Origin of the sequence: Hahella sp. NBU794 (genome assembly GCF_050749805.1) — a bacterium.
Classification (GTDB): Bacteria; Pseudomonadota; Gammaproteobacteria; order Pseudomonadales; family Oleiphilaceae; genus Hahella.
Genome location: NZ_CP192738.1, coordinates 6,292,067 through 6,310,778, shown reverse-complemented (window position 1 = coordinate 6,310,778; position 18,712 = coordinate 6,292,067). Strand labels below are relative to the sequence as shown.

Below are 18,712 nucleotides of genomic sequence, written 5' to 3'. Positions count from 1 at the left end.
CACGACGACTTAAGGACACATTATGAATGGGAGCCCGAAAGCGCGTTTAAATCCCCCTGTCTTTTTTACCTCCTCTGGACTGATTGTATTGCTGGTGGCCTTTGCGGCGCTCTTTCCTGAGAAAGCCAGCGAGTTGTTCACTGAGCTGCAGGCGGCCATTGTCGCCAACGCCAGTTGGTTTTACGTGCTGACAGTGGCGATCATTTTGATCACTGTCTGCTTTCTTGGGTTGTCTCGTTATGGCGAGATCAAACTGGGCCCGGATCATTCCACGCCGGATTATTCCTACATCACCTGGTTCGCCATGTTGTTCTCCGCCGGTATGGGCATCGGCCTGATGTTCTTTGGCGTGGCGGAGCCGGTGATGCACTTCCTGTCGCCGCCGGTTGGCGATGGCGGTACGGTGCAGGCGGCGCGTGAAGCCATGAAAATCACCTTTTTCCACTGGGGCCTGCACGCCTGGGCGATCTACGCCATCGTGGCGCTGATCCTGGCGTTTTTCAGTTATCGACACGGTTTGCCGCTGACGCTGCGTTCCGCGCTGTATCCGTTGATCGGCGAGAAGATTTACGGCCCTATCGGTCATGCGGTGGATATTTTCGCCGTCATCGGCACCCTTTTCGGCGTCGCCACCTCTTTAGGCTATGGCGTATTGCAGGTGAACTCTGGCTTGAATCACCTCTTTGATATTCCTGTGGGACTGACGACCCAGGTTATCTTGATCGTCTTTGTGACGTTTCTGGCGATACTTTCCGTCACCACCGGACTTGATAAAGGTATCCGCCGCCTGTCCGAATTGAACATGGCGCTGGCGGTGCTTCTGCTGGTCTTTGTGTTACTGGCGGGTCCGACGGTGTTCCTGTTGCAGGCGTTCGTACAGAACCTGGGCTCATATGCATCGGATATCGTGCGCAACACCTTTAATTTGTTCGCCTATGAGAAAACGGATTGGATAGGCGGTTGGACCATTCTGTACTGGGGCTGGTGGATGTCCTGGGCGCCTTTCGTGGGGCTGTTCATTGCGCGGGTGTCGCGAGGGCGGACGATTCGCGAATTCGCCATGGGCGTGTTGTTCGTGCCGACTGGCTTTACCCTGATGTGGATGACCTTTTTCGGCAACACCGCTATTAACATGATTCTGAATGATGGCCTGACTTCGTTGGGAGACACCGTTTCCAGCGACGTCACTATCGCTTTGTTCGCCTTCCTGGAGCAATTCCCGTTCTCCGGCGTGTTGTCGCTGCTGGCGACGGTGATGGTGATCGTGTTTTTCGTGACCTCTTCTGACTCCGGCTCCATGGTGGTGGATATGCTCTGTTCCAACGGCCGTGACGACACCCCCATGTGGCAGCGGGTTTACTGGGCTGGCGGCGAAGGCATTGTCGCCGCCGTCTTGCTGGCCGCAGGCGGTCTTGGGGCGCTACAGACCATGACTATCGCCAGCGCGCTGCCGTTCGCCGTCGTATTGCTGATCGCCACTTATGGCTTGATTAAAGCCCTGCGCATCGACGCCTTTAAGCGGGACAGTCTGCAGCTCAATGTGCAGCCGGCTGCGCCCATGGTGCATGACGAAAACTGGCGCGATCGCTTATCCAACATTGTCGATTACCCGGACAAAGATAACGTCAGCCGTTTCCTGGGAACTATCGCCAAACCCGCCTGTGAGTCGGTTTGTAAAGAGTTGCGGGAACATGAGCTGGATGCGCAGGTGGAAGAGGACCGGGAGCGCCATCGAGTGCGACTGACGGTGATGCTGGGCAATGAAGTGGACTTCGTTTACGAGGTGCGCAGTCGTTCTCATGTGAAGCCGAACTTCATTCACCCGGAGGAATCCATTGAGGACGCCCCTGAAGAGGAGCGCTACTACCGCGCCGAAGTGCATTTGCGCGAAGGCGGGCAGGACTATGATGTGATGGGCTGGAGCAAAGTCGCGGTGATCAACGACATCATCGACCAGTACCACAAGCACATGCACTTCCTGCATTTGCTGCGCTAATCGCCGGCTCTGCGCCGACGGCGAGGTTACTTCACTTCGCCGTCGGCCACCATGCGATAGAACATCTCTACGCCCCAGGGCAATAAGCGTTCGTCAAAATCGAACGCGCAGCTGTGGTGGCCGTCTCCGACTGGACATCCCAATATCAGGTGGGTGGCCAGTCCCCCCTGATCCCGCACTTGCCGCACCATATAGCCGGCGTCTTCGCTGGCCGGAACCAGATAAGGCCGTTGCAGCAATTCCTCCGGCAGTCCCAAATCGCGGGCGATTGTCTCCGCTTTCGCCGCCAGTTCAGGACTGTTAGGCCAGCCCGAGAATTCGGCGAAGGTGGTTTTCTCATACTCCACGCCATTCATCATCGCCGCGCCGGCCAAGACTTGCTCCGCCTGCTGCGCCATGTAATCGGCCACATCATTGTTGGCGCCGCGCACTTCATATCGGAAACACACATCGTCAGCGATGACATTGTGGGCGTTGGCGGAATGGAAGCGCCCGACGTTGATGCGTGATAAACCTCCGCTATGCCGGGGTAGGGAGTACAACCCCTGTACCGCCTGACAGGCGGCCAGCAAGGCGTTGCGTCCATCCTGCGGCGCGTTGCCAGCGTGGCTGGCGCGTCCCCGAAACCGGACGTCATAGATTTTGGCGCAAATCCAGGTGGCGTCGCAGATGATCTGGTAGGCGTCTACGATGCCCAGGTGCAGGGTCATGAAGCGTTCGACTTCATGCAACTGCGGCAGGTCCGCAAAGACGACTCCGCCTCCTCCGACTTCCTCCGCGGGCTGGAAAAACAGATGCACGCGTCCGCACCATTGTTCTCGCGTGGCGGCAAGGCGCTGTGCGAGTCCCAGTCCGATGGTGAGGTGTCCGTCGTGGCCACAGGCGTGCATGACGCCGGGGTTGTCCGAAGCGAACCCCTTCGCGGCGGGAGGATGCGAGGGTTCGCGGCTTTCCTGAATGGGCAGGGCGTCGATATCAAAACGGAATCCCCACACCGGACCAGGGCGCCCACTGTCCAGTGTCGCGCAAAGCCCGGTAAGATTGCCCGCCATGGCGGCGAGGTGCGGATCGTTCCTGCCCAGAGCGGCCTCCGCCCGGGCGTAAGCCTGCCGAGTGACCTCTGCTTCAGGCGGGTTGGATGGTTTGCGTTCGCCATAGAGCGCTTTGCCGTAAAGCACGTCGAAACCAAGTTCAGACAGCTCGGCGCACAGCCGCGCGCTGGTGCGAAACTCGGTCCAGGACAGCTCGGGTTCGCGATGAAAACTCTGTCTTATTGCGCTTAACGTTGACTGCTGCGCCGCATCGGGAAAATCGGGAAAGCCGCTCATAGGGTCCTCATTAGCGATAGATAAAGTCGGTGGCGTCAGCGCAATTTACTCGGGTCCAGGTTAACGGATTTGCGCGCGCTAAACGCCTGCAATCCCTCCGGCGCCAGCGCCAGAGAGCCGTTGCCGGAACTGCGCTGACCAATCCAGCCCAGTCGCGCGTCCACGAAATTACAGCGATTGACGAAAACCGTGCCGGATTCCATGGCGGCGATATACTGCTCGGCGCGCTGTCGGGACGCCGTGAAGATAGAAGAGGTCAGACCATAGGCGCTATTCAGCGCTTGTTCAATGGCTTCATCATCATTGCTGACAGACATCACCGGTAATACCGGGCCAAAGGTTTCTTCCTGTAAGACGCGCATGCCGGGTTTTACGTCGGCTAGCAAGGTGGGTCTTAGGAAGTCGACCACGCCGACACGCTCCGTAGTTCCGCCGCACAGCAGGCGGGCGCCGTCTCGCTGCGCCTCCTGAGTTATCGCCAGCAAATTGTTCACCGCTGGATCGCCGCCATGCAGAGGGCCCAGGGTGGTTGACTCTTCCATGGGGTCGCCGTTTTTCTGTTCTTCCATGATAGCCTGCGCCTTATCCAGAAAGGCGTCGTAGATGCTGGCGTGGGCATAAATGCGTTTGACGGCGCAGCAGGACTGTCCCGAATTGTGCAGTCGCCCGATCCTCACCGCCCAGAAGGCGGCGTCATCAAGATCCGCGTCTTCGGCGATATAGGCGGCGTCGCTGCCGCCCAGCTCCAGAGAACTGGCGATAAACGGGTCCGCTACATCGTTGAAGGTGCGCTTGGCCACACTTTGCTGAATGGCTCGGCCGCCTTTCACTGAACCGGTGAACACCACATGATTGATGTCGGCTTCTTCAATGATGCGCGCGGAGACATCGAAGTCCACGGTCACATTGATGAGCAGATTTTCGATGTCGGCCATGACGCCGAAGGCGTTTTCGAAATGCGCGCCGACAGAAGGCGTCGTGGTGTGCTTGAGCACGACGGCGCTGCCGCTCAACAACGCGCAGATCGTGCCATTGATGGCGCAGAACAGGGGATAGTTCCAAGGGGTAATGATATAGACGACGCCCTTGGCGCGGCATTCGATGCGACCTTCGAAACTGGGATCGTCGTACTCGGGGTGACGGCTTGGGCGCAGGGCGCCGTCTTTGGCGAAGCGACACAGATATTCGGCGCGTTCAAGCATGAAATCCAGCTCTTCTCCGGCCGCTTTCAGAGGTTTACCTACCTCCCGGGTGACGCCCTGTGCGATATCCGGGCGATGATGGCGGAAATAATCCAATGCTTTCATGACATGCTCGGCGCGCTCTTCGGGCTTCAATCTGCGCCAGTAATAGGAGGCGTCCTGGGCGTCATTGATTCGCAAGTTGACGGACTCGAATGTCTGAGAGGGCTGGGAGAATTCCAGCTCGCGGGTGAAAGGATTGTAGACGTCGATTTGACTCATAGTGAGGCCTCCTGCTGTGTGGGTCGACCGCGGTCTTCGATGACGCGGTGGATAGCTGTGTGGGTGATTTTTAAAGTGAGAGTGCGCTAAGCTCCTGACGTGTTTGGAATGGTAGAAAAAGATCTTTTATGAGACGCCGGGCGCGGCGTCTATGTTGGCGTACGCTACAGGGCTTTGTGTTACCAGGCTAACGATACAGCACTTCCCGGTTCACGGTGGTTAAAAACTCGCAGCCATTGGCGGTGACTTCCACTGTATCGGATAAGAAGGCGTCGCCAATGCCGGAATTGAGCAGCCAGCTCATCAAGTGAAACGTCATGCCTTCGCGTAACTGCAAATCAGAATTGCGGCGCAGTCCCACGGGAACGCCACTGCCGGACCAGCTGGGAGGATAGCCGATACCGATGGAGTAACCGCAATGGTGACGGGAATAGTGGGCCAGATTATTGCGGTCCAGCACCGCCTGCCAGGTCTCGTACACATCGCCCGCCCTTACGCCGGGTTTGATGGCGTCGGCGGCGGCCTGCATGGCTTCCTTGCATATCGTATTGACCCGCTGCGCTTCCGAGGGCGCTTCGCCAACAAACACAAAGCGGCCGATAGGCGCATGATAGCGACGCACGCAGCCCGCCATTTCCAGAAACAACAGGTCGCCCCGCTCCAGCGCCATGTCCTCCCAGGTGCCGTGTTCGTGGGCGAGGGTGCGGGTGGATCGCACCAAAGGCACGAAACCGGGGTAGGTGCCGCCGCGTCGGAACATAGCGTCGTAAATAGCGGCCATGATTTCCCGGGCGTTCACTCCCGGTCCTGCGGCGGCGATGGCGGAGAGCATCATGGAGTCGGAGATGGCGGCGGCTTCCCGCGTGAGCTCCAGTTCCGCAGGGGATTGAACGATGCGGACATCGTCCACCAGGTTGTCCAGTTGGCGCCACTCCGCGTCTGGAACGCCATTCATGATCCCTTCGGCGACGGAGTAGGGGAGAAAGGTGCTGTTCATATCGATGCCGATAACGCCTTTGCCCAACCCGGCGTCATGCAAGGCTTTTACTGTTTCACGCGCAGCGGCGGTAGGCGTGAGGCTTGGACGTTTGCGGGTAGCGTCTCGGGTCGGCGCGCCCATGGTCATCGACCAGGTGTCTTCAGAGATGGCGACATCGTCCTCGCCAGGCGGCGGCTCGCTGCCGTCGCTGTAACCGATGTGCACGACATCCGGCGCCTGATCCCGAACGGTGGCTTTTTCCATCGCGCGAGTGATGAGAATTGGCTGGCCGCTGGAAGGTAAAATCAGTAGTTGGCTGGCGAAGTAACCCTGATGGTCCAGGCCGGTGAGGTAGTAAATATTTTCAGGACTGGCGATCAGGCAGGCGTCCAGCCCCCGCGTCGACATCCCGGCTCTCACCTGCGTTCGGCGACGCTGGTACTCGGCGTCCTTAAAATAGCGACCACTGACGTTATCCATCATCGTTCCTCCTCCCAAATCTATGACTCAGGTTCGCGCCTGCTTAGCCTTTCCTCCGGCATACCTCTTACCCCCACTGTAGAAGCCAATGGGTGAGAATTCAATTTAAGGACCGAGACTTACCGGACGATCAGCCTAGATCCTATCTACTATTCGAAGGGGGTAGGGGATTCAGTAGACTGGCCCTCTAATGGAGTACGAATGGGAAAGTCTGATGAAGAATAAAACGCTATGCATAACGGCCCTGGCATGCCTCACATTGAGCGGCTGCGGCGGAGGAAGCGACGCGACTGGCGACGCCTCGAACGGTGGGAGCGATACTGGCGACAACGAGGTGGAGATCATTGCTGGAGCGCTGTATGTCAGTCCAGATGGCGATGACGCTAACGATGGCCACTTAACATCGGAGGGCGGAACAGGCCCCTGGAAAACGCTGCAAAAAGCGGCTTCCACAGCGGTTGCGGGAGAGGTGGTTTATGTACGCTCTGGTGAGTACAAAGAACCGGGGCCGATAGCCGGCAGCGATAAGCTCTGGGGCGTGAGAGTGCTAAACGATGGCGAAGAAGGGAAACCTATCGTGTTCGCCGGTTACCCAAAAGACGACGCGAAGCCTGCCGTGGACATGGATTATGAAGCACCTTGTTTTACTCTGTATGGCCGTCAGCATGTCGTCATCAAAGGCTTTGAGATGCGTGAGTGTCGCGGCGCAGGCGTCTGGGTGATGAGCGGCAGCGGCCGGGATAATCTCTATCTCTCCATTGCGAATAATTATATTCATCACATCGACGGCGGTGCAGGAACGAATGTGGCTGGCGTGCGGATGGATACGGTCGGCTACGGCGTCATCGCCAATAACCGCATTCACCATATACGCGTCGATGGCGTGGACAACGGCAACGCCGCCGGCGTGCTGAGTTACCGCATGTATGAAACCACCATCAATAACAATGAGTTTTACGACGCTCACTCAGGTGTGTTTCATAAAGCCCCGGACTACGGCGGACGTAAAGGCGGCGTATTCAGAAATAATCTGATTCATGATGTTTCCAAGGCGTTTTATTTCAACACTAATACCAGTGTTCCCGCCCCCGGGGCTCACGTGAATACGGAAATCAGGCAGAATGTGGTGTATGGCGTCGAGACCTTCATTTACGACTGGACGTTTGGCTCCAACACCCAGAATAAAGGGCTGAAGGTGTATAACAATACGGTTATCGGCGCCAATCTGAATGTTCGCGGCTTCACTGAGTTTGAGTTTCACCACAACATTCTGTTCGGCGGAGCCAACATCACTACGACCTATCAGGAAGATGTTTTCACCAACGACCAGAAGTTTCCCCCGGGTCTGAAAACCGTCGATTACAACCTGTATTCGGAGGACTTCACCGCCACGTTGGGACGCTATAGCTCGGAAACGATCAACTATGCTTCGCTGGCGGAATGGCAAGTGGCGGGGGCGACTTTTGATAAGTTTTCCCTGAACGTTCCCAATGGAACGCCGGATATCAACAGCGCAACCACCAGTGACCCGAAATTCCAGAATGCAGGCGGCCATGACTATCGACTCAAACCAGAGTCTCCTGCTTTGCATCCAGACGGAAATATCGGCGCTTACATCAAAAATACTGACCAGATTGGACCCGATTGGTGATCAGGCTTGAGACAGGGGAGTTATTTAATAACTTCCGTGTCAGGCCGTTGTCCCGCCGCACCCCGGATAGCCGTGGGTGAAAAGCCGAAGCGCTGCTTGAATCTCACCGAGAAACGCGAAGCCGACTCATATCCAACCTGATAGGCGACACTGGCGATAGCTGCGTCTGTTGACTGTAGCAAAGCCAAGGCTAAGGACATCCTGACATCCACAAGAATCTCACTGAATGTTTGCCCCTCTTTGGCGAGCTTGCGTCGAAACGTCGCCTCGCTCATAGCCAGCGATCCGGCAATATCTTGCGAGCTCCACTTCCTGTCCGGCTCCGCGCCGATGAGCAGACGCACTTTTCGTTGAAGGTCCGCTCGCTCATCAGACCTGAAGACATATCCTGTGCTCGCCAGCCAGTGTAAAAGTTCGCAGACACGATGTTCTGCGACCAGCTGCGGGATTGCCTTTGGCTCTCTGATGGCTTGAAGGCCGCGTTCGAAGGCGAGGTTGAACTCTGTTCCCAGCCCTTGCATGGAAACGATGCCTTGTACGCCTCTGCGTCCTGGAAAATCGGGTTCCACTTTGCGAATGAGCGCCTGAGGGCAAACTATCCAGTCAGCCTCAAACTGACCGTCATCGGTTTCATTTTCGACATCGCAGGCCGCGCCCGCCCCGATGGCGACAGCGTCGCCGGGAAGCAGAACGACGCGTCGCTCACCCATGAGCAAAGTCTTTTTCCCGCGTCTAACCAAGATCAGCGTTGGGTAGTCGGTGACGAATTTGCCTATGAACAAATCATTGCGCGTCAGTATAGACGCGGTGGTTCCAACGCCTTCTCTGGAGATAACTGTCCGTTTGATAGAAGTCTCTGAGTTCATTCGTCGTTTCAGGGTGAGTCTTTATAAATCTGCGCCCAAGCGTTAAGACGCATTGATCGCATCAGCACAGCTTATGAACGCCTCGGCGCAGGTCGCGCAAATACTCTTATGTATCATTGGATTAGGTTTATCTCAACTGACAGAAAGGGAAACAAAGGAGTCATTATGCTGACCGTTCATCACTTGGGGCGCTCTCAGTCTGAGAGAATCGTCTGGCTTTGCGAAGAACTTGGAATCGACTACGACCTCAGATGCTATAAGCGCCGGACGGACAACAAAATGGCTCCGCCGGAATATAAAAAACTGCACCCTCTAGGCGCCGCGCCGGTCATTACTGACGGCGACCTCGTGCTCGGCGAGTCTGGCGCCATCATAGAATATTTGGTTGCGGTATACGGCTGTGGCCGCATGACGATCAAGCCAGAAGCACCCGGTTACACCGACTACCTGTATTGGCTCCACTTCGCCAATGGGACATTTCAGGCGTTGCTACTAAGAATGCTTTCACTGGAGCGCGTCGACGCCTCGGACAACAACGCCCCTCTGACGATGGCGAAAGAACGCCTCCAACTGATGCTATCCATGATGGAAAAGAAACTGGGCGAATCAGACTATCTTGCCGGAGACACACTGACCGCCGCAGATATCATGGTCATCTTCTCACTCACCACGATGAGACTGTTTAAACCCTACAACCTCTCACAATGCCCGGATATCTTGGCCTACCTGCAACGCATCGGCGCACGGCCAGCATACCGGCGAGCTATGCAAAAAGCAGAGCCGGATTTAACTCCAGTACTAGGAGCCAAGCCGTCAGTAATAGCATTTTAAGTAGTAGCGGGTGATGGGGCTGAGATAAATCGCATTGAGCACCGCCTTGACGGCGGGCCAGGACACCGGGCTGACCTTCGTGACGCCGCCGGAGTCTTACGCCACCACCAAAGCGCCGGCGTTTTATTCATGGGGCGGCGGTTATCACTGCATGGACGCCTTGGCGGAGGTGTACACCATCCCGCAGCTGATCTGGCAACAGCAAGGTGACGGCGCGGTCTACGTAGGAAGCTGGGCGCATAGCTACTGGGCGACCCGGTCCGTGGAGATCCCGACGAACTTATTAAACGGCTTCGGCGTGGCTCACCGCGCCCGCCTACCAGCGACGCCAAAACTCCGACCAGGCGTCTGGCTGAACCAAACCCATTACGTCACCCAGGTGCGCCTGGCCGACAATCACATGAATCTGACCTGGAGCGCTGCGCCGTGGACGAAGAGATTAAAAAGATAGTGTTACGGATGTTTCCAGAACTGAGCGGAAACCACCACTTACCACGCCTGGCCAAGATAGTGGCGATCAGCGACCCACTGGAGAAACCAGAACTCTGCGACCGCTTCCGCCCGCGCTACGCCGTGGATGTGCGCGTATTGACGCCCCAGGGCGAGGAAGACCCGGAGTTACCGCTTTATCGCTGCGTGCCATTGCCGGCGTCCTATGGCGGCATCGAGCGCGGGCAATACGGTTTCCCAGAATCCGGGACCATCGTAGAGGTGGCGTTCGCCTACGGCCTCCCGGATCAGCCCTTTATCCGCACAGTATTGGGACAGGGCTTAGGCGCGCCAGGCGTCCAGCCCGGTGACCTGGTGTGGCAGCAATCCGACCTTAACCAAGCAGTCGCGCGAGACCGACAAGCGTTTATCCAAGGCGATGACAGCGCCACCGTGGGCGGCTCGCGCTCGGCAACGATCAGCGGCAGCGACACGCAAACCAGCGCCAACAAAACCATAAATGTTCAGGGCAACCATACCGACATCGCCAGCGCGGCTAGGCAGATTCAAGCGCAAGTTATTCAGTTAACGGCCAGCGCCGCCGTGACCATCCAAGCGCCAGCCATCGCTATGGGCGGCGGTGGCGTGGATGTGTTGCAGGTGATTGCAGATCTGATCGGAGTGGTTCAGGAGTTGGCGGCCACGACGGCGAGCCACACGCACGGAGGCGGAGGAAGCGGGACGCCATCAAGCAGTGGGAGCCATAGCAGCCAAGCGAGCCGCGCAGAAACTTTGAAGGGGCAAATATCAAGGCTTATGTGACTAGTTCTGTACTAAGCCGTTCTCAGCTAAGATCATTTATGCTTCGTTTTGTGCACAGATAGTTGTCAATAATCTGTTGACTGGTTACCAGATAATCGCTAAATTGTACGGTAAATATCCGTACATAATGAGTGTTGGCTAACAGGCATCACTCAGCCCGCTAATGCTTTAATTCGTAGGGCGTACAACTATTAACTGACCCCCACAGAAGGGTTAGCAAAACTAGGATGAGGAGAAGCGAATGCAATCACTATCACGCATGGATCTACGTTTAGATCCTGAAATTAAGAAGCTTGCGTCTAGGGCCTCGGCCTTATCAGGTTCAAAGAGCCTATCCGAGTTTGTTATACAGGCAATCCGTGAAAAGTCTCTGCGAACTATTGAAGAAGTAGAGTCTCTGAAGCTGAGCAATAGAGCATTTGATGATTTTTGGGCAGCGTGCCAGCAAACAGTACCACCAAATGATGCACTTGTAGCAGCTAAACGACGCCTCAATAAACAGGTTGAAAATGGTGAAATTAGTATTAGAACAGCTGAATAGATCACGTCATGAACGAACAGGCTTTGATTGCGGGAACGACGAGGTCAACAACTTTTTACGCAAATCAGCTAATAAACTTCAAATTCAACAGGCCAGTCAAACGTATGTACTTGTTAAAGAGGAGCAAACGGCTGGCCTACAGCCTATAGTAGGATTCTTCACACTCACTTACTCTGAAATTAGAAGGGAAGAAACACCAAGTGATGAAGAAATGAAGAAATTTCCGAGGTTCCCTCTTCCCGCAATTCGTTTAGCTTGGCTCGGAGTTGACAGTCAATATCAGAATACTAAAGATCGTATTGGGGCAGCAGTCCTACTTTTGGCCTTGGGAGAAGCATATAGAATTGTTAGCAACTCTGGTTTAGGTGTAGCTGTCATCGTTGATCCATTAACTAAGCAGAGCGATAGCTTTTTTAAGAAGTATGGATTTCAAGAAATGGAAAGAGATTTTGGAAATCTTAAGTCTCTCTATATCCGCATGACTACTGTGAAAGATATGCTTCAAATCTAATCGCTTATTAAGCGGGCTTATGGCCCGCTGTTAGCCTCGCCGTCCTCCTCTACAGCTCAAGACTGATAATTCAGCCATCTTCTGACATGACTTGCCGAGACCTAAGAGGAATAGTTGGCCCGAACCAAGAACTTCAAGGTCTGCTATATTCTTTTATGGTGAAAGAAAAGAGCTCAAGGCATTTTGGTGCAGTAGATTTCAAGGGCGTATCAGTGAATGTGTGGTTTAAGCTATTGCCATTCAAAAATTTTCTCAACGCTAATGAGAGGAAGGGACTTCTGAAATGTATTTTCTATATGCAGATGAAAGTGGTGATGTCGGTATGAGCGGGAGTCCATGCCGCTATTTTTGTCTCAGTGGCTTCGTAATTCATGAGCTGAGTTGGCATGATACCCTAGAGAATATTATAAATTTCAGAGGGAGGCTCAGAAGTCAATATGGACTGAAGCTGCGTGAAGAAATACATGCAGCGGAATTCATGCACAAGCCTGGCAATCTTTCCCGAATTCCAAAGTCAATGCGATTAAGAATATTGCGCGACACCATTGATTTCCAGGCAGGCCTCAACGGTGTAAGCATCATCAACGTTTTGGTTGATAAATCAAAAAGAAAAGCGGATGAAGACATATTTGGAATAGCCTGGACTACTCTTATTCAAAGGTTTCATAACACATTGTCAAAAAAGAACTTTCCAGGCCCTAAAAACTCTACAGACTATGGACTACTGGTTGTGGATCGTACTGAAGAGGTCAAATTGCGGGCACTTAGCCGTCGTATGCGTCGATACAACCCAGTGCCAAAAGCGTTTGGAACTGGAGCTTTTGCTATTCCAATCTCAACCCTAGTAGAGGACTCTGTTCATAGAGACTCAGCACATTCCTACTTTATTCAGTTGGCCGATGTAAATGCTTACTTCCTAAAGCAACGCTACGACGCTTGTAAGTATGTAAAAAAGAAGGGGGCTAAAAACTATTTCAGTCGCCTTGGGCCGGCGCTCTGCACTGTAGCCTGCAATAAGCATCCAGAGGGAATTGTTGAGAGATAGAAAGGTAAGGGCTCGTTTCCGAGCCCGGTAGATCCTACTGTGAAGTCTAGCTTCAGGTCAGATCTGTAACCTAGGCTAGTAGTTACAATCTAACAAGTCAATTATTAACCTAAAATATATCTATATTGAGAGCAAAGTCAGGCTGTTCAGACTAATAGCCATCAAGCCGTAGATACCTGCCTATGTGTTAAAAGCAAAAATAACTCTGAATGCCCATAGAGATGGTGTAATGGGGAATCTTCAAGTGGAGCCTTAAGAAAGCTGTTTCGCTTGATAGGCTTTCAAAGAGCTATTAAATGAAACTCACTCCTCCCCACGCCTGCGGGCTTTGAGTAAATGCCGAATTCGTGAAATTGGGGTAGGCCCGAAGCCCCAAAGGGGAACAGGCTTTGGAAATATCAGGGTTTCAATTACTGAATAATTTGGAACTAAGTTGTAACAGTTAATCTGGTGTAAGACGTTGTGATGGGGACAGGTACTTTTTTACGCCAACATGTATATAAATACAGTTTATTTCTCACGTGACTGAAAAGTCGCACGCTTTTTCGTAGCGAATGGCTTGGTTTTCTGATGATGTTGTCCTGAAAAATGCTTTGATTCAATAATTTGCGAGCTAGCCTGTTGTGATAACGAGACACCCAAGAAAGTGTATATGCGCACGCACGGTTTCTTGTAAGTGAGGTAGTTTGGCTTTCTGGGGTTTTACACTGGAATCGGTGGGCCGGAGGAACTATCTTCAAAATATTGGAATGGAAACACGCGCATGCGCGATATACAAATGTTGGGCACCACTACAGTAATGACATACATAGACTGGATACCGGCGCTCTCATCAACTGGCTTGCTCGCGGTTGTAGTTTGGCTTTGTCGAAACTTAATAAGTAACAGACTAACTCGGAGTGTCGAATATGAATTCAATCAAAAGATTGAACGTCTGCGTGCTGACCTACGCGCCAAGGAAAATGAAATCGAAACACTTAGAAGTGGGGCCCTCAGTGCGCTGGCTAGTCGCCAAATTGCAGTAGACAAAAGGCGCCTAGAAGCAGTTGACCAGCTTTGGACTGCCACTATGGCTCTAAATCCAGCACGAGCGATATCCAATTGGCTGTCAGTATTAAATTTTGAAAGTGCTGCTAAAGCTGCGGAAAACGACCCTAATGTACGACGTCTTTTTGAGATGTTCGGAAGCAATTTCGACCCCAACTCCCTCAATGCCGTAGAAGCGCAGAAGGCACGGCCTTTCGTTTCCCCAATGGCATGGGCAACGTATTCAGCGCTACTCACAGTATCTGTGCATGCAATAATGCGCTGGCAAGTTTTAAAGGGTGGGCTTGGTAAGGACGACTTTGCTAATACTGAATCAATCAACAAACTACTTAAGACCGTATTGCCGCGCCAAGAAGCATATATCGATAAGTATGGGCCTGAGGGCTACCATTACTTGCTTGAGGAAATTGAGAAAAAACTGTTAAGCGAATTGCAGTCCATGTTATCTGGAACCAGTGCTGATAAAGAGAACGTGGAACGAGCTGCTGAGATCGTCAAGCTATCCAACGTATTACTTAGCCAGGCAGGTAGTGCCCAACAAGACGCTGCAAGGGACTCAAAGTCCGCTGCGCGGCCTACCAACCCCTAACTATAGGCGTTAGGATTCATGGAGGAAATCTTGAACTATACTCCATACATAGCGCTAGGCGTATCCTTAATCGCATTATCTTTTGTCATTCGCAATTATTTACGAAAGTCTGGAATATATGTGAAGGGTCAATTTTGCATCAGTTCAAGCGCATATGCAGAAGACCAGTATGTCAGCAGCTTTACTCTGGAGAACTTTAAGGACAGGTCCGTAATAATCTTTAAAATATTCTTACGAGTGGGACCAAACTACTACATTGAACTGACTGATTTTGAATACGAACCAAAAATATTAAAACCTTACGAGTCATTTTCACAAGTTTTAAAACCTGTCGATTACTACAGCGTAAACATGAATCGCATTAAGCTTAATAAGCTTCTAAGTTCACGAAAGGTAAAGACCAGCCTAGTTTTATCAACTTCCCAAGGGAAATATGTGGTAAAGGAGTGGATCAAAAGATGGGATCCTGTTTTTGATTTCTTCAGCAATCATTTGACTGCTCCAATTCAACCTATGCGACCAAATGATCAAAATGGGTTCTATGGAGCTGATTTTGCATACTTAGTTAGGTTGACCACAGAAGACGGATACAAGCAAACTACGGCTATATATTCAGGCGACTTTAACTATCCAAGGTTTGAAAAGTTTCGACTTACTGAGGAATGTCTTTTAACGAAAGAGAAGCTAGAGGATTTTCTGACAGAGCAGGCTATTAATGGAAATCTCAGTTGTGTGGGTATCGAGGTTATTGATGGTAAAGAACTACGTAGTAAATCCTATGGCTCTGGATTTCAAAAATCTATAGAAGCAAAAAGTTATAGCTGGCTTACTTATTTTGTTATTGGAAAGCTATTAACCAAGCGAAGTAATATCCGGCTCTATTTTATAAACCGTAAACATAAGAAGGCTAACAAGAAATTGCAGCAGACGCTAAAATCACGCAGCTGAATTTGGTGTTAGCCAGAGGAGAGTCATGCATATTCCAATATCTCGCGACCCAGTGCGATCAATATCTGTAGATCCGCATAGAAGGATATATATTGACCCGACTCGATCTATATCGAAAGACCCAAATCGCACTATTTCTATAGATCCTTTCAGGACAATGTCAATCGATCCAAGGCGAACTATATCCATTGATCCTAATAGGACGATATCAATAGATCCTCATAGAACAATTTCGATTGACCCAAGACGGACTATATCGATTGATCCCAACCGATCCATCAGCATCGACCCGATTCGTTCGTTGCAAATTCCAGGAAAATATATTTTTGATCTGAAGCACAACCCTGTCGGCTTCACGGTGTCTGCGAATGAGAGGGTTATGCTCTTGTTCGACACGAACCGGAATTGGACGGGATTTGCAGTCTCTAATAACCACGGTGGTTACAATCAGTTCGATATCAACAAAAATTGGTTAGCGTTTTGGGTTTCCTCGGGGGCAGGAAACTTCAATGTATTTGACCTAAACAAACGATGGACTCACTTCACAACTTGACCAAAATCATGGCTAACAAATCGCGTCACTCGGACGCACTAGTGTGCTTGGGCGTTAATATCACAAGGGCAGATTGAGCAATTCTCCCTATCCAGCCATATCGGCTTCAGTTCCGAAATCTGACTAGATGACCACTTTGGTGACCTGCGTGAACGTTATGTGGACAGGTACGTCCAGTTTTTGAATTTTTGATATTTTTGTGATTTTTAAGTCATTGAAAATTAAAGGAAAAGATTAGGATGATATTTTATATGAATGTTGAAGTGCCGGAATAGCAATCCCTGCGATTTAAGCATGTTTCCAGAATTAAGGGTTTGCTCCTTACGACACAAACGCATGAGTGATTTAGTGAATATCTCAGGTTGAGAGTCCACGTTCTCAATCTGTGTGGACACTATGTGGACACTCAGCCTAAGAGGAAGGAAATGTGAGTGGAATTCGAATCTGTAATTTATTGAATTACAAAGGAAAAGTTGGTGGGCCCACCAGGACTTGAACCTGGGACCAACGGATTATGAGTCCGCTGCTCTAACCAACTGAGCTATAGGCCCTAATAGTGTTTCTGATTTCTCAGAAGTCCCGAATTAAGTGGTCCGGGGAAGAGAGGGCGCCAATTATACCTTTCAGATATAGTTGGCGCCAGTATTTTGCTAGCTTTCGATTAATCGTCGATGAAGCTACGCAGATGGTCTGAGCGGCTTGGGTGTCTCAGCTTGCGAAGGGCTTTGGCTTCGATCTGACGGATACGCTCACGGGTAACGTCGAACTGCTTGCCGACTTCTTCCAGAGTGTGGTCCGTATTCATCTCAATACCGAAACGCATACGCAGTACTTTGGCTTCTCTTGCGGTCAAACCAGCCAGTACGCGGCGAGTGGATTCTTTCAGGCCTTCAGTGGTTGCTGAATCAATCGGAGATTCTGCATGAGAATCTTCGATGAAATCGCCCAAATGCGAATCTTCGTCGTCACCGATTGGCGTCTCCATGGAGATGGGCTCTTTGGCGATTTTCAGGACCTTACGCACTTTGTCTTCCGGCATGTCCATTTTCTTCGCCAGTTCTTCCGGCGTCGCTTCACGGCCCATTTCCTGCAACATGTGACGGGAAATGCGGTTCAGCTTATTGATGGTCTCAATCATGTGCACCGGAATACGGATAGTGCGGGCCTGGTCAGCGATAGAACGCGTGATCGCCTGACGAATCCACCAAGTCGCATAAGTGGAGAACTTGTATCCGCGACGGTATTCAAACTTGTCTACCGCTTTCATCAAACCAATGTTGCCTTCCTGAATCAGGTCCAGGAACTGCAGACCACGGTTGGTGTACTTCTTGGCGATGGAGATAACCAGACGCAAGTTGGCTTCCACCATTTCTTTCTTGGCGCGACGTGCTTTCGCTTCGCCAATGGAGATACGACGGTGGATTTCCTTGATGTCCGCAACAGGCAGATCAACGTCATTCTGAATGCTGACGATGCGACGTTGCAGGCGAGTGATTTCCTCTTCCTTGGTTTGCGCTGTTTTAGCCCATTCCTCGCTTCTTGCAGCCAGACCCTTGACCCATTCAAGGTTGGTCTCATTGCCGGGGAACATCTTGATGAAGTTCTTGCGCGGCATTTTGCAGTCGCGGGTACAGATATTCAGGATCTCGCGCTCGTACTTACGGACACTGTCGTTAGTGATGCGGATCGTATTGATAATTTCGTCGAACTGCTTTTGCGCCAGCTTGAAAGGAGCAAAAATACGGCTGACCTCGTCAAAGCACTCCTGTGCTTCACGGCTGGCGCGGCCATGTTTGTCGATGGCGACGTTCAGAGTGTTAAAGGCTTCGCGCAATTCAGCAAAACGGCCGCGCGCAATTTCAGGGTCGGGGCCACTGTCATTGTCGTCGTCGCTATCGCTGTTGTCGTCGCCCTCGCTTTCTTCGTCCTCTTCATCGTCGAGGTCTTTTTTGGCTTTAGCGTCGTCCTTGCCTGAGCTTTCTTCTGCTTCTTCGTCCTCATCCTCATCTTCGTCGATGTCGTCGGACTCTACTTCTTCGTTAGCTTCAGGAATGACGCCGTCCTCAACGGGGTCAAGGAACCCTGTGATGACGTCGGAGACGCGACCGCCATCTTCGCCTTGTGTGGCGTCAAAAGCGGCAAGAATGTTGGAAACCGTGCCAGGATAGTAAACCAGCGTGGCCATAACATCGCGCAAACCTTCTTCGATGCGCTTGGCGATCTGGATCTCACCCTCACGAGTCAGCAGCTCAACCGTACCCATCTCACGCATGTACATACGCACCGGGTCAGTCGTGCGACCTACATCGTTTTCGACGGAAGCAAGCGCCGCCGCAGCTTCCGCTGCTACAGACTCATCAGTGGAATCACCATCGGTGATCAACAAGGTATCCGCATCTGGAGCTTCTTCGCAGACCATGATACCCATGTCGTTAATCATGCGTATAATGTCTTCCACCTGATCCGGATCTGCTATATCCTCTGGCAGATGGTCGTTAACTTCTGCGTATGTTAGGTAACCTTGTTCTTTGCCGCGGGCGATGAGTTCTTTCAATCGAGATTTTCGGGAATTGCCTGACATAGTCACCCTACGAATTCGGTGGCTTAATGGGAGAAAAACAAACAGCTATTAT

Annotated in this window: 15 protein-coding genes and 1 tRNA gene; 10 read left to right on the top strand and 6 right to left on the bottom strand. The window is 52.0% G+C overall.

Annotation, left to right across the window (positions count from 1 at the left end):
• The first annotated feature begins 22 nt into the window (after window positions 1-22).
• Window positions 23-1,996 carry a BCCT family transporter gene (locus ACQYWX_RS27685; protein WP_431687059.1) on the top strand — a complete coding sequence of 658 codons (1,974 nt, stop codon included), beginning with the start codon at window positions 23-25 and terminating at the stop codon, window positions 1,994-1,996.
• Window positions 1,997-2,022: 26 nt separating this feature from the next.
• On the opposite strand, the gene ACQYWX_RS27680 is transcribed toward ACQYWX_RS27685, so the two are convergent.
• From ACQYWX_RS27680 to ACQYWX_RS27670, 3 genes are all read right to left on the bottom strand, one after another.
• Window positions 2,023-3,324 (bottom strand): amidohydrolase, encoded by a 1,302-nt coding sequence (locus tag ACQYWX_RS27680; RefSeq protein WP_431687058.1) that lies wholly within the window; start codon window positions 3,322-3,324, stop codon window positions 2,023-2,025.
• A gap of 35 nt (window positions 3,325-3,359) precedes the next feature.
• Window positions 3,360-4,787: an aldehyde dehydrogenase family protein gene (locus ACQYWX_RS27675; protein ID WP_431687057.1), complete on the bottom strand. Its 1,428-nt coding sequence runs from the start codon at window positions 4,785-4,787 to the stop codon at window positions 3,360-3,362.
• A gap of 187 nt (window positions 4,788-4,974) precedes the next feature.
• Window positions 4,975-6,249, bottom strand: coding sequence for a M24 family metallopeptidase (locus ACQYWX_RS27670; RefSeq protein ID WP_431687056.1), 1,275 nt, complete (start codon window positions 6,247-6,249; stop codon window positions 4,975-4,977).
• A 211-nt stretch (window positions 6,250-6,460) separates the two neighbouring features.
• Between ACQYWX_RS27670 and ACQYWX_RS27665 the strand changes: the two genes are divergently transcribed.
• A complete protein-coding gene (locus ACQYWX_RS27665; protein WP_431687055.1) occupies window positions 6,461-7,897 on the top strand; it encodes a DUF1565 domain-containing protein in 1,437 nt (478 codons plus the stop codon).
• Window positions 7,898-7,917: 20 nt separating this feature from the next.
• On the opposite strand, the gene ACQYWX_RS27660 is transcribed toward ACQYWX_RS27665, so the two are convergent.
• A complete protein-coding gene (locus ACQYWX_RS27660) occupies window positions 7,918-8,763 on the bottom strand; it encodes a helix-turn-helix transcriptional regulator (RefSeq protein ID WP_431687054.1) in 846 nt (281 codons plus the stop codon).
• Between the two features lie 165 nt (window positions 8,764-8,928).
• Between ACQYWX_RS27660 and ACQYWX_RS27655 the strand changes: the two genes are divergently transcribed.
• The 8 genes from ACQYWX_RS27655 (at window position 8,929) to ACQYWX_RS27620 (ending at window position 15,526) form a co-directional block, all read left to right on the top strand.
• Window positions 8,929-9,594 (top strand): glutathione S-transferase family protein, encoded by a 666-nt coding sequence (locus tag ACQYWX_RS27655; protein WP_431687053.1) that lies wholly within the window; start codon window positions 8,929-8,931, stop codon window positions 9,592-9,594.
• A 34-nt stretch (window positions 9,595-9,628) separates the two neighbouring features.
• Window positions 9,629-10,045 carry a hypothetical protein gene (locus ACQYWX_RS27650; RefSeq protein ID WP_431687052.1) on the top strand — a complete coding sequence of 139 codons (417 nt, stop codon included), beginning with the start codon at window positions 9,629-9,631 and terminating at the stop codon, window positions 10,043-10,045.
• On the top strand, window positions 10,021-10,845 hold the full coding sequence (locus tag ACQYWX_RS27645; RefSeq protein WP_431687051.1) for a hypothetical protein: 825 nt from the start codon (window positions 10,021-10,023) through the stop codon (window positions 10,843-10,845). Before ACQYWX_RS27650 ends, ACQYWX_RS27645 begins: the two co-directional genes overlap by 25 nt.
• 241 nt (window positions 10,846-11,086) lie before the next feature.
• Window positions 11,087-11,386 carry a DUF1778 domain-containing protein gene (locus ACQYWX_RS27640; protein WP_127973709.1) on the top strand — a complete coding sequence of 100 codons (300 nt, stop codon included), beginning with the start codon at window positions 11,087-11,089 and terminating at the stop codon, window positions 11,384-11,386.
• Window positions 11,355-11,897: a hypothetical protein gene (locus ACQYWX_RS27635; RefSeq protein ID WP_431687050.1), complete on the top strand. Its 543-nt coding sequence runs from the start codon at window positions 11,355-11,357 to the stop codon at window positions 11,895-11,897. Before ACQYWX_RS27640 ends, ACQYWX_RS27635 begins: the two co-directional genes overlap by 32 nt.
• Window positions 11,898-12,180: 283 nt before the next feature.
• Entirely contained in the window at window positions 12,181-12,942 is a 762-nt protein-coding gene (locus ACQYWX_RS27630; RefSeq protein WP_431687049.1) for a DUF3800 domain-containing protein, read from the top strand.
• A gap of 763 nt (window positions 12,943-13,705) precedes the next feature.
• Complete coding sequence (locus tag ACQYWX_RS27625) at window positions 13,706-14,578, top strand: hypothetical protein (protein ID WP_431687048.1); 873 nt, start codon at window positions 13,706-13,708, stop codon at window positions 14,576-14,578.
• Between the two features lie 18 nt (window positions 14,579-14,596).
• Window positions 14,597-15,526: a hypothetical protein gene (locus tag ACQYWX_RS27620; protein ID WP_431687047.1), complete on the top strand. Its 930-nt coding sequence runs from the start codon at window positions 14,597-14,599 to the stop codon at window positions 15,524-15,526.
• Between the two features lie 1,027 nt (window positions 15,527-16,553).
• Here the strand turns inward: ACQYWX_RS27620 and ACQYWX_RS27615 are convergent.
• Together ACQYWX_RS27615 and rpoD are read right to left on the bottom strand one after the other, a co-directional pair.
• Window positions 16,554-16,630, bottom strand: a tRNA-Ile gene (locus tag ACQYWX_RS27615).
• Window positions 16,631-16,740: 110 nt separating this feature from the next.
• Window positions 16,741-18,660 (bottom strand): RNA polymerase sigma factor RpoD, encoded by a 1,920-nt coding sequence (gene rpoD / locus ACQYWX_RS27610; RefSeq protein WP_431687046.1) that lies wholly within the window; start codon window positions 18,658-18,660, stop codon window positions 16,741-16,743.
• Window positions 18,661-18,712 lie beyond the last annotated feature (52 nt).

Bases quoted from the DNA above. Each gene is read 5' to 3' on its own strand.
- ACQYWX_RS27685 (WP_431687059.1), top strand. From the start codon at position 23: ATGAATGGGAGCCCGAAAGCGCGTTTAAATCCCCCTGTCTTTTTTACC.
- ACQYWX_RS27680 (WP_431687058.1), bottom strand. From the start codon at position 3,324: ATGAGCGGCTTTCCCGATTTTCCCGATGCGGCGCAGCAGTCAACGTTA.
- ACQYWX_RS27675 (WP_431687057.1), bottom strand. From the start codon at position 4,787: ATGAGTCAAATCGACGTCTACAATCCTTTCACCCGCGAGCTGGAATTC.
- ACQYWX_RS27670 (WP_431687056.1), bottom strand. From the start codon at position 6,249: ATGATGGATAACGTCAGTGGTCGCTATTTTAAGGACGCCGAGTACCAG.
- ACQYWX_RS27665 (WP_431687055.1), top strand. From the start codon at position 6,461: ATGAAGAATAAAACGCTATGCATAACGGCCCTGGCATGCCTCACATTG.
- ACQYWX_RS27660 (WP_431687054.1), bottom strand. From the start codon at position 8,763: ATGAACTCAGAGACTTCTATCAAACGGACAGTTATCTCCAGAGAAGGC.
- ACQYWX_RS27655 (WP_431687053.1), top strand. From the start codon at position 8,929: ATGCTGACCGTTCATCACTTGGGGCGCTCTCAGTCTGAGAGAATCGTC.
- ACQYWX_RS27640 (WP_127973709.1), top strand. From the start codon at position 11,087: ATGCAATCACTATCACGCATGGATCTACGTTTAGATCCTGAAATTAAG.
- ACQYWX_RS27635 (WP_431687050.1), top strand. From the start codon at position 11,355: ATGGTGAAATTAGTATTAGAACAGCTGAATAGATCACGTCATGAACGA.
- ACQYWX_RS27630 (WP_431687049.1), top strand. From the start codon at position 12,181: ATGTATTTTCTATATGCAGATGAAAGTGGTGATGTCGGTATGAGCGGG.
- ACQYWX_RS27625 (WP_431687048.1), top strand. From the start codon at position 13,706: ATGCGCGATATACAAATGTTGGGCACCACTACAGTAATGACATACATA.
- ACQYWX_RS27620 (WP_431687047.1), top strand. From the start codon at position 14,597: ATGGAGGAAATCTTGAACTATACTCCATACATAGCGCTAGGCGTATCC.
- rpoD (WP_431687046.1), bottom strand. From the start codon at position 18,660: ATGTCAGGCAATTCCCGAAAATCTCGATTGAAAGAACTCATCGCCCGC.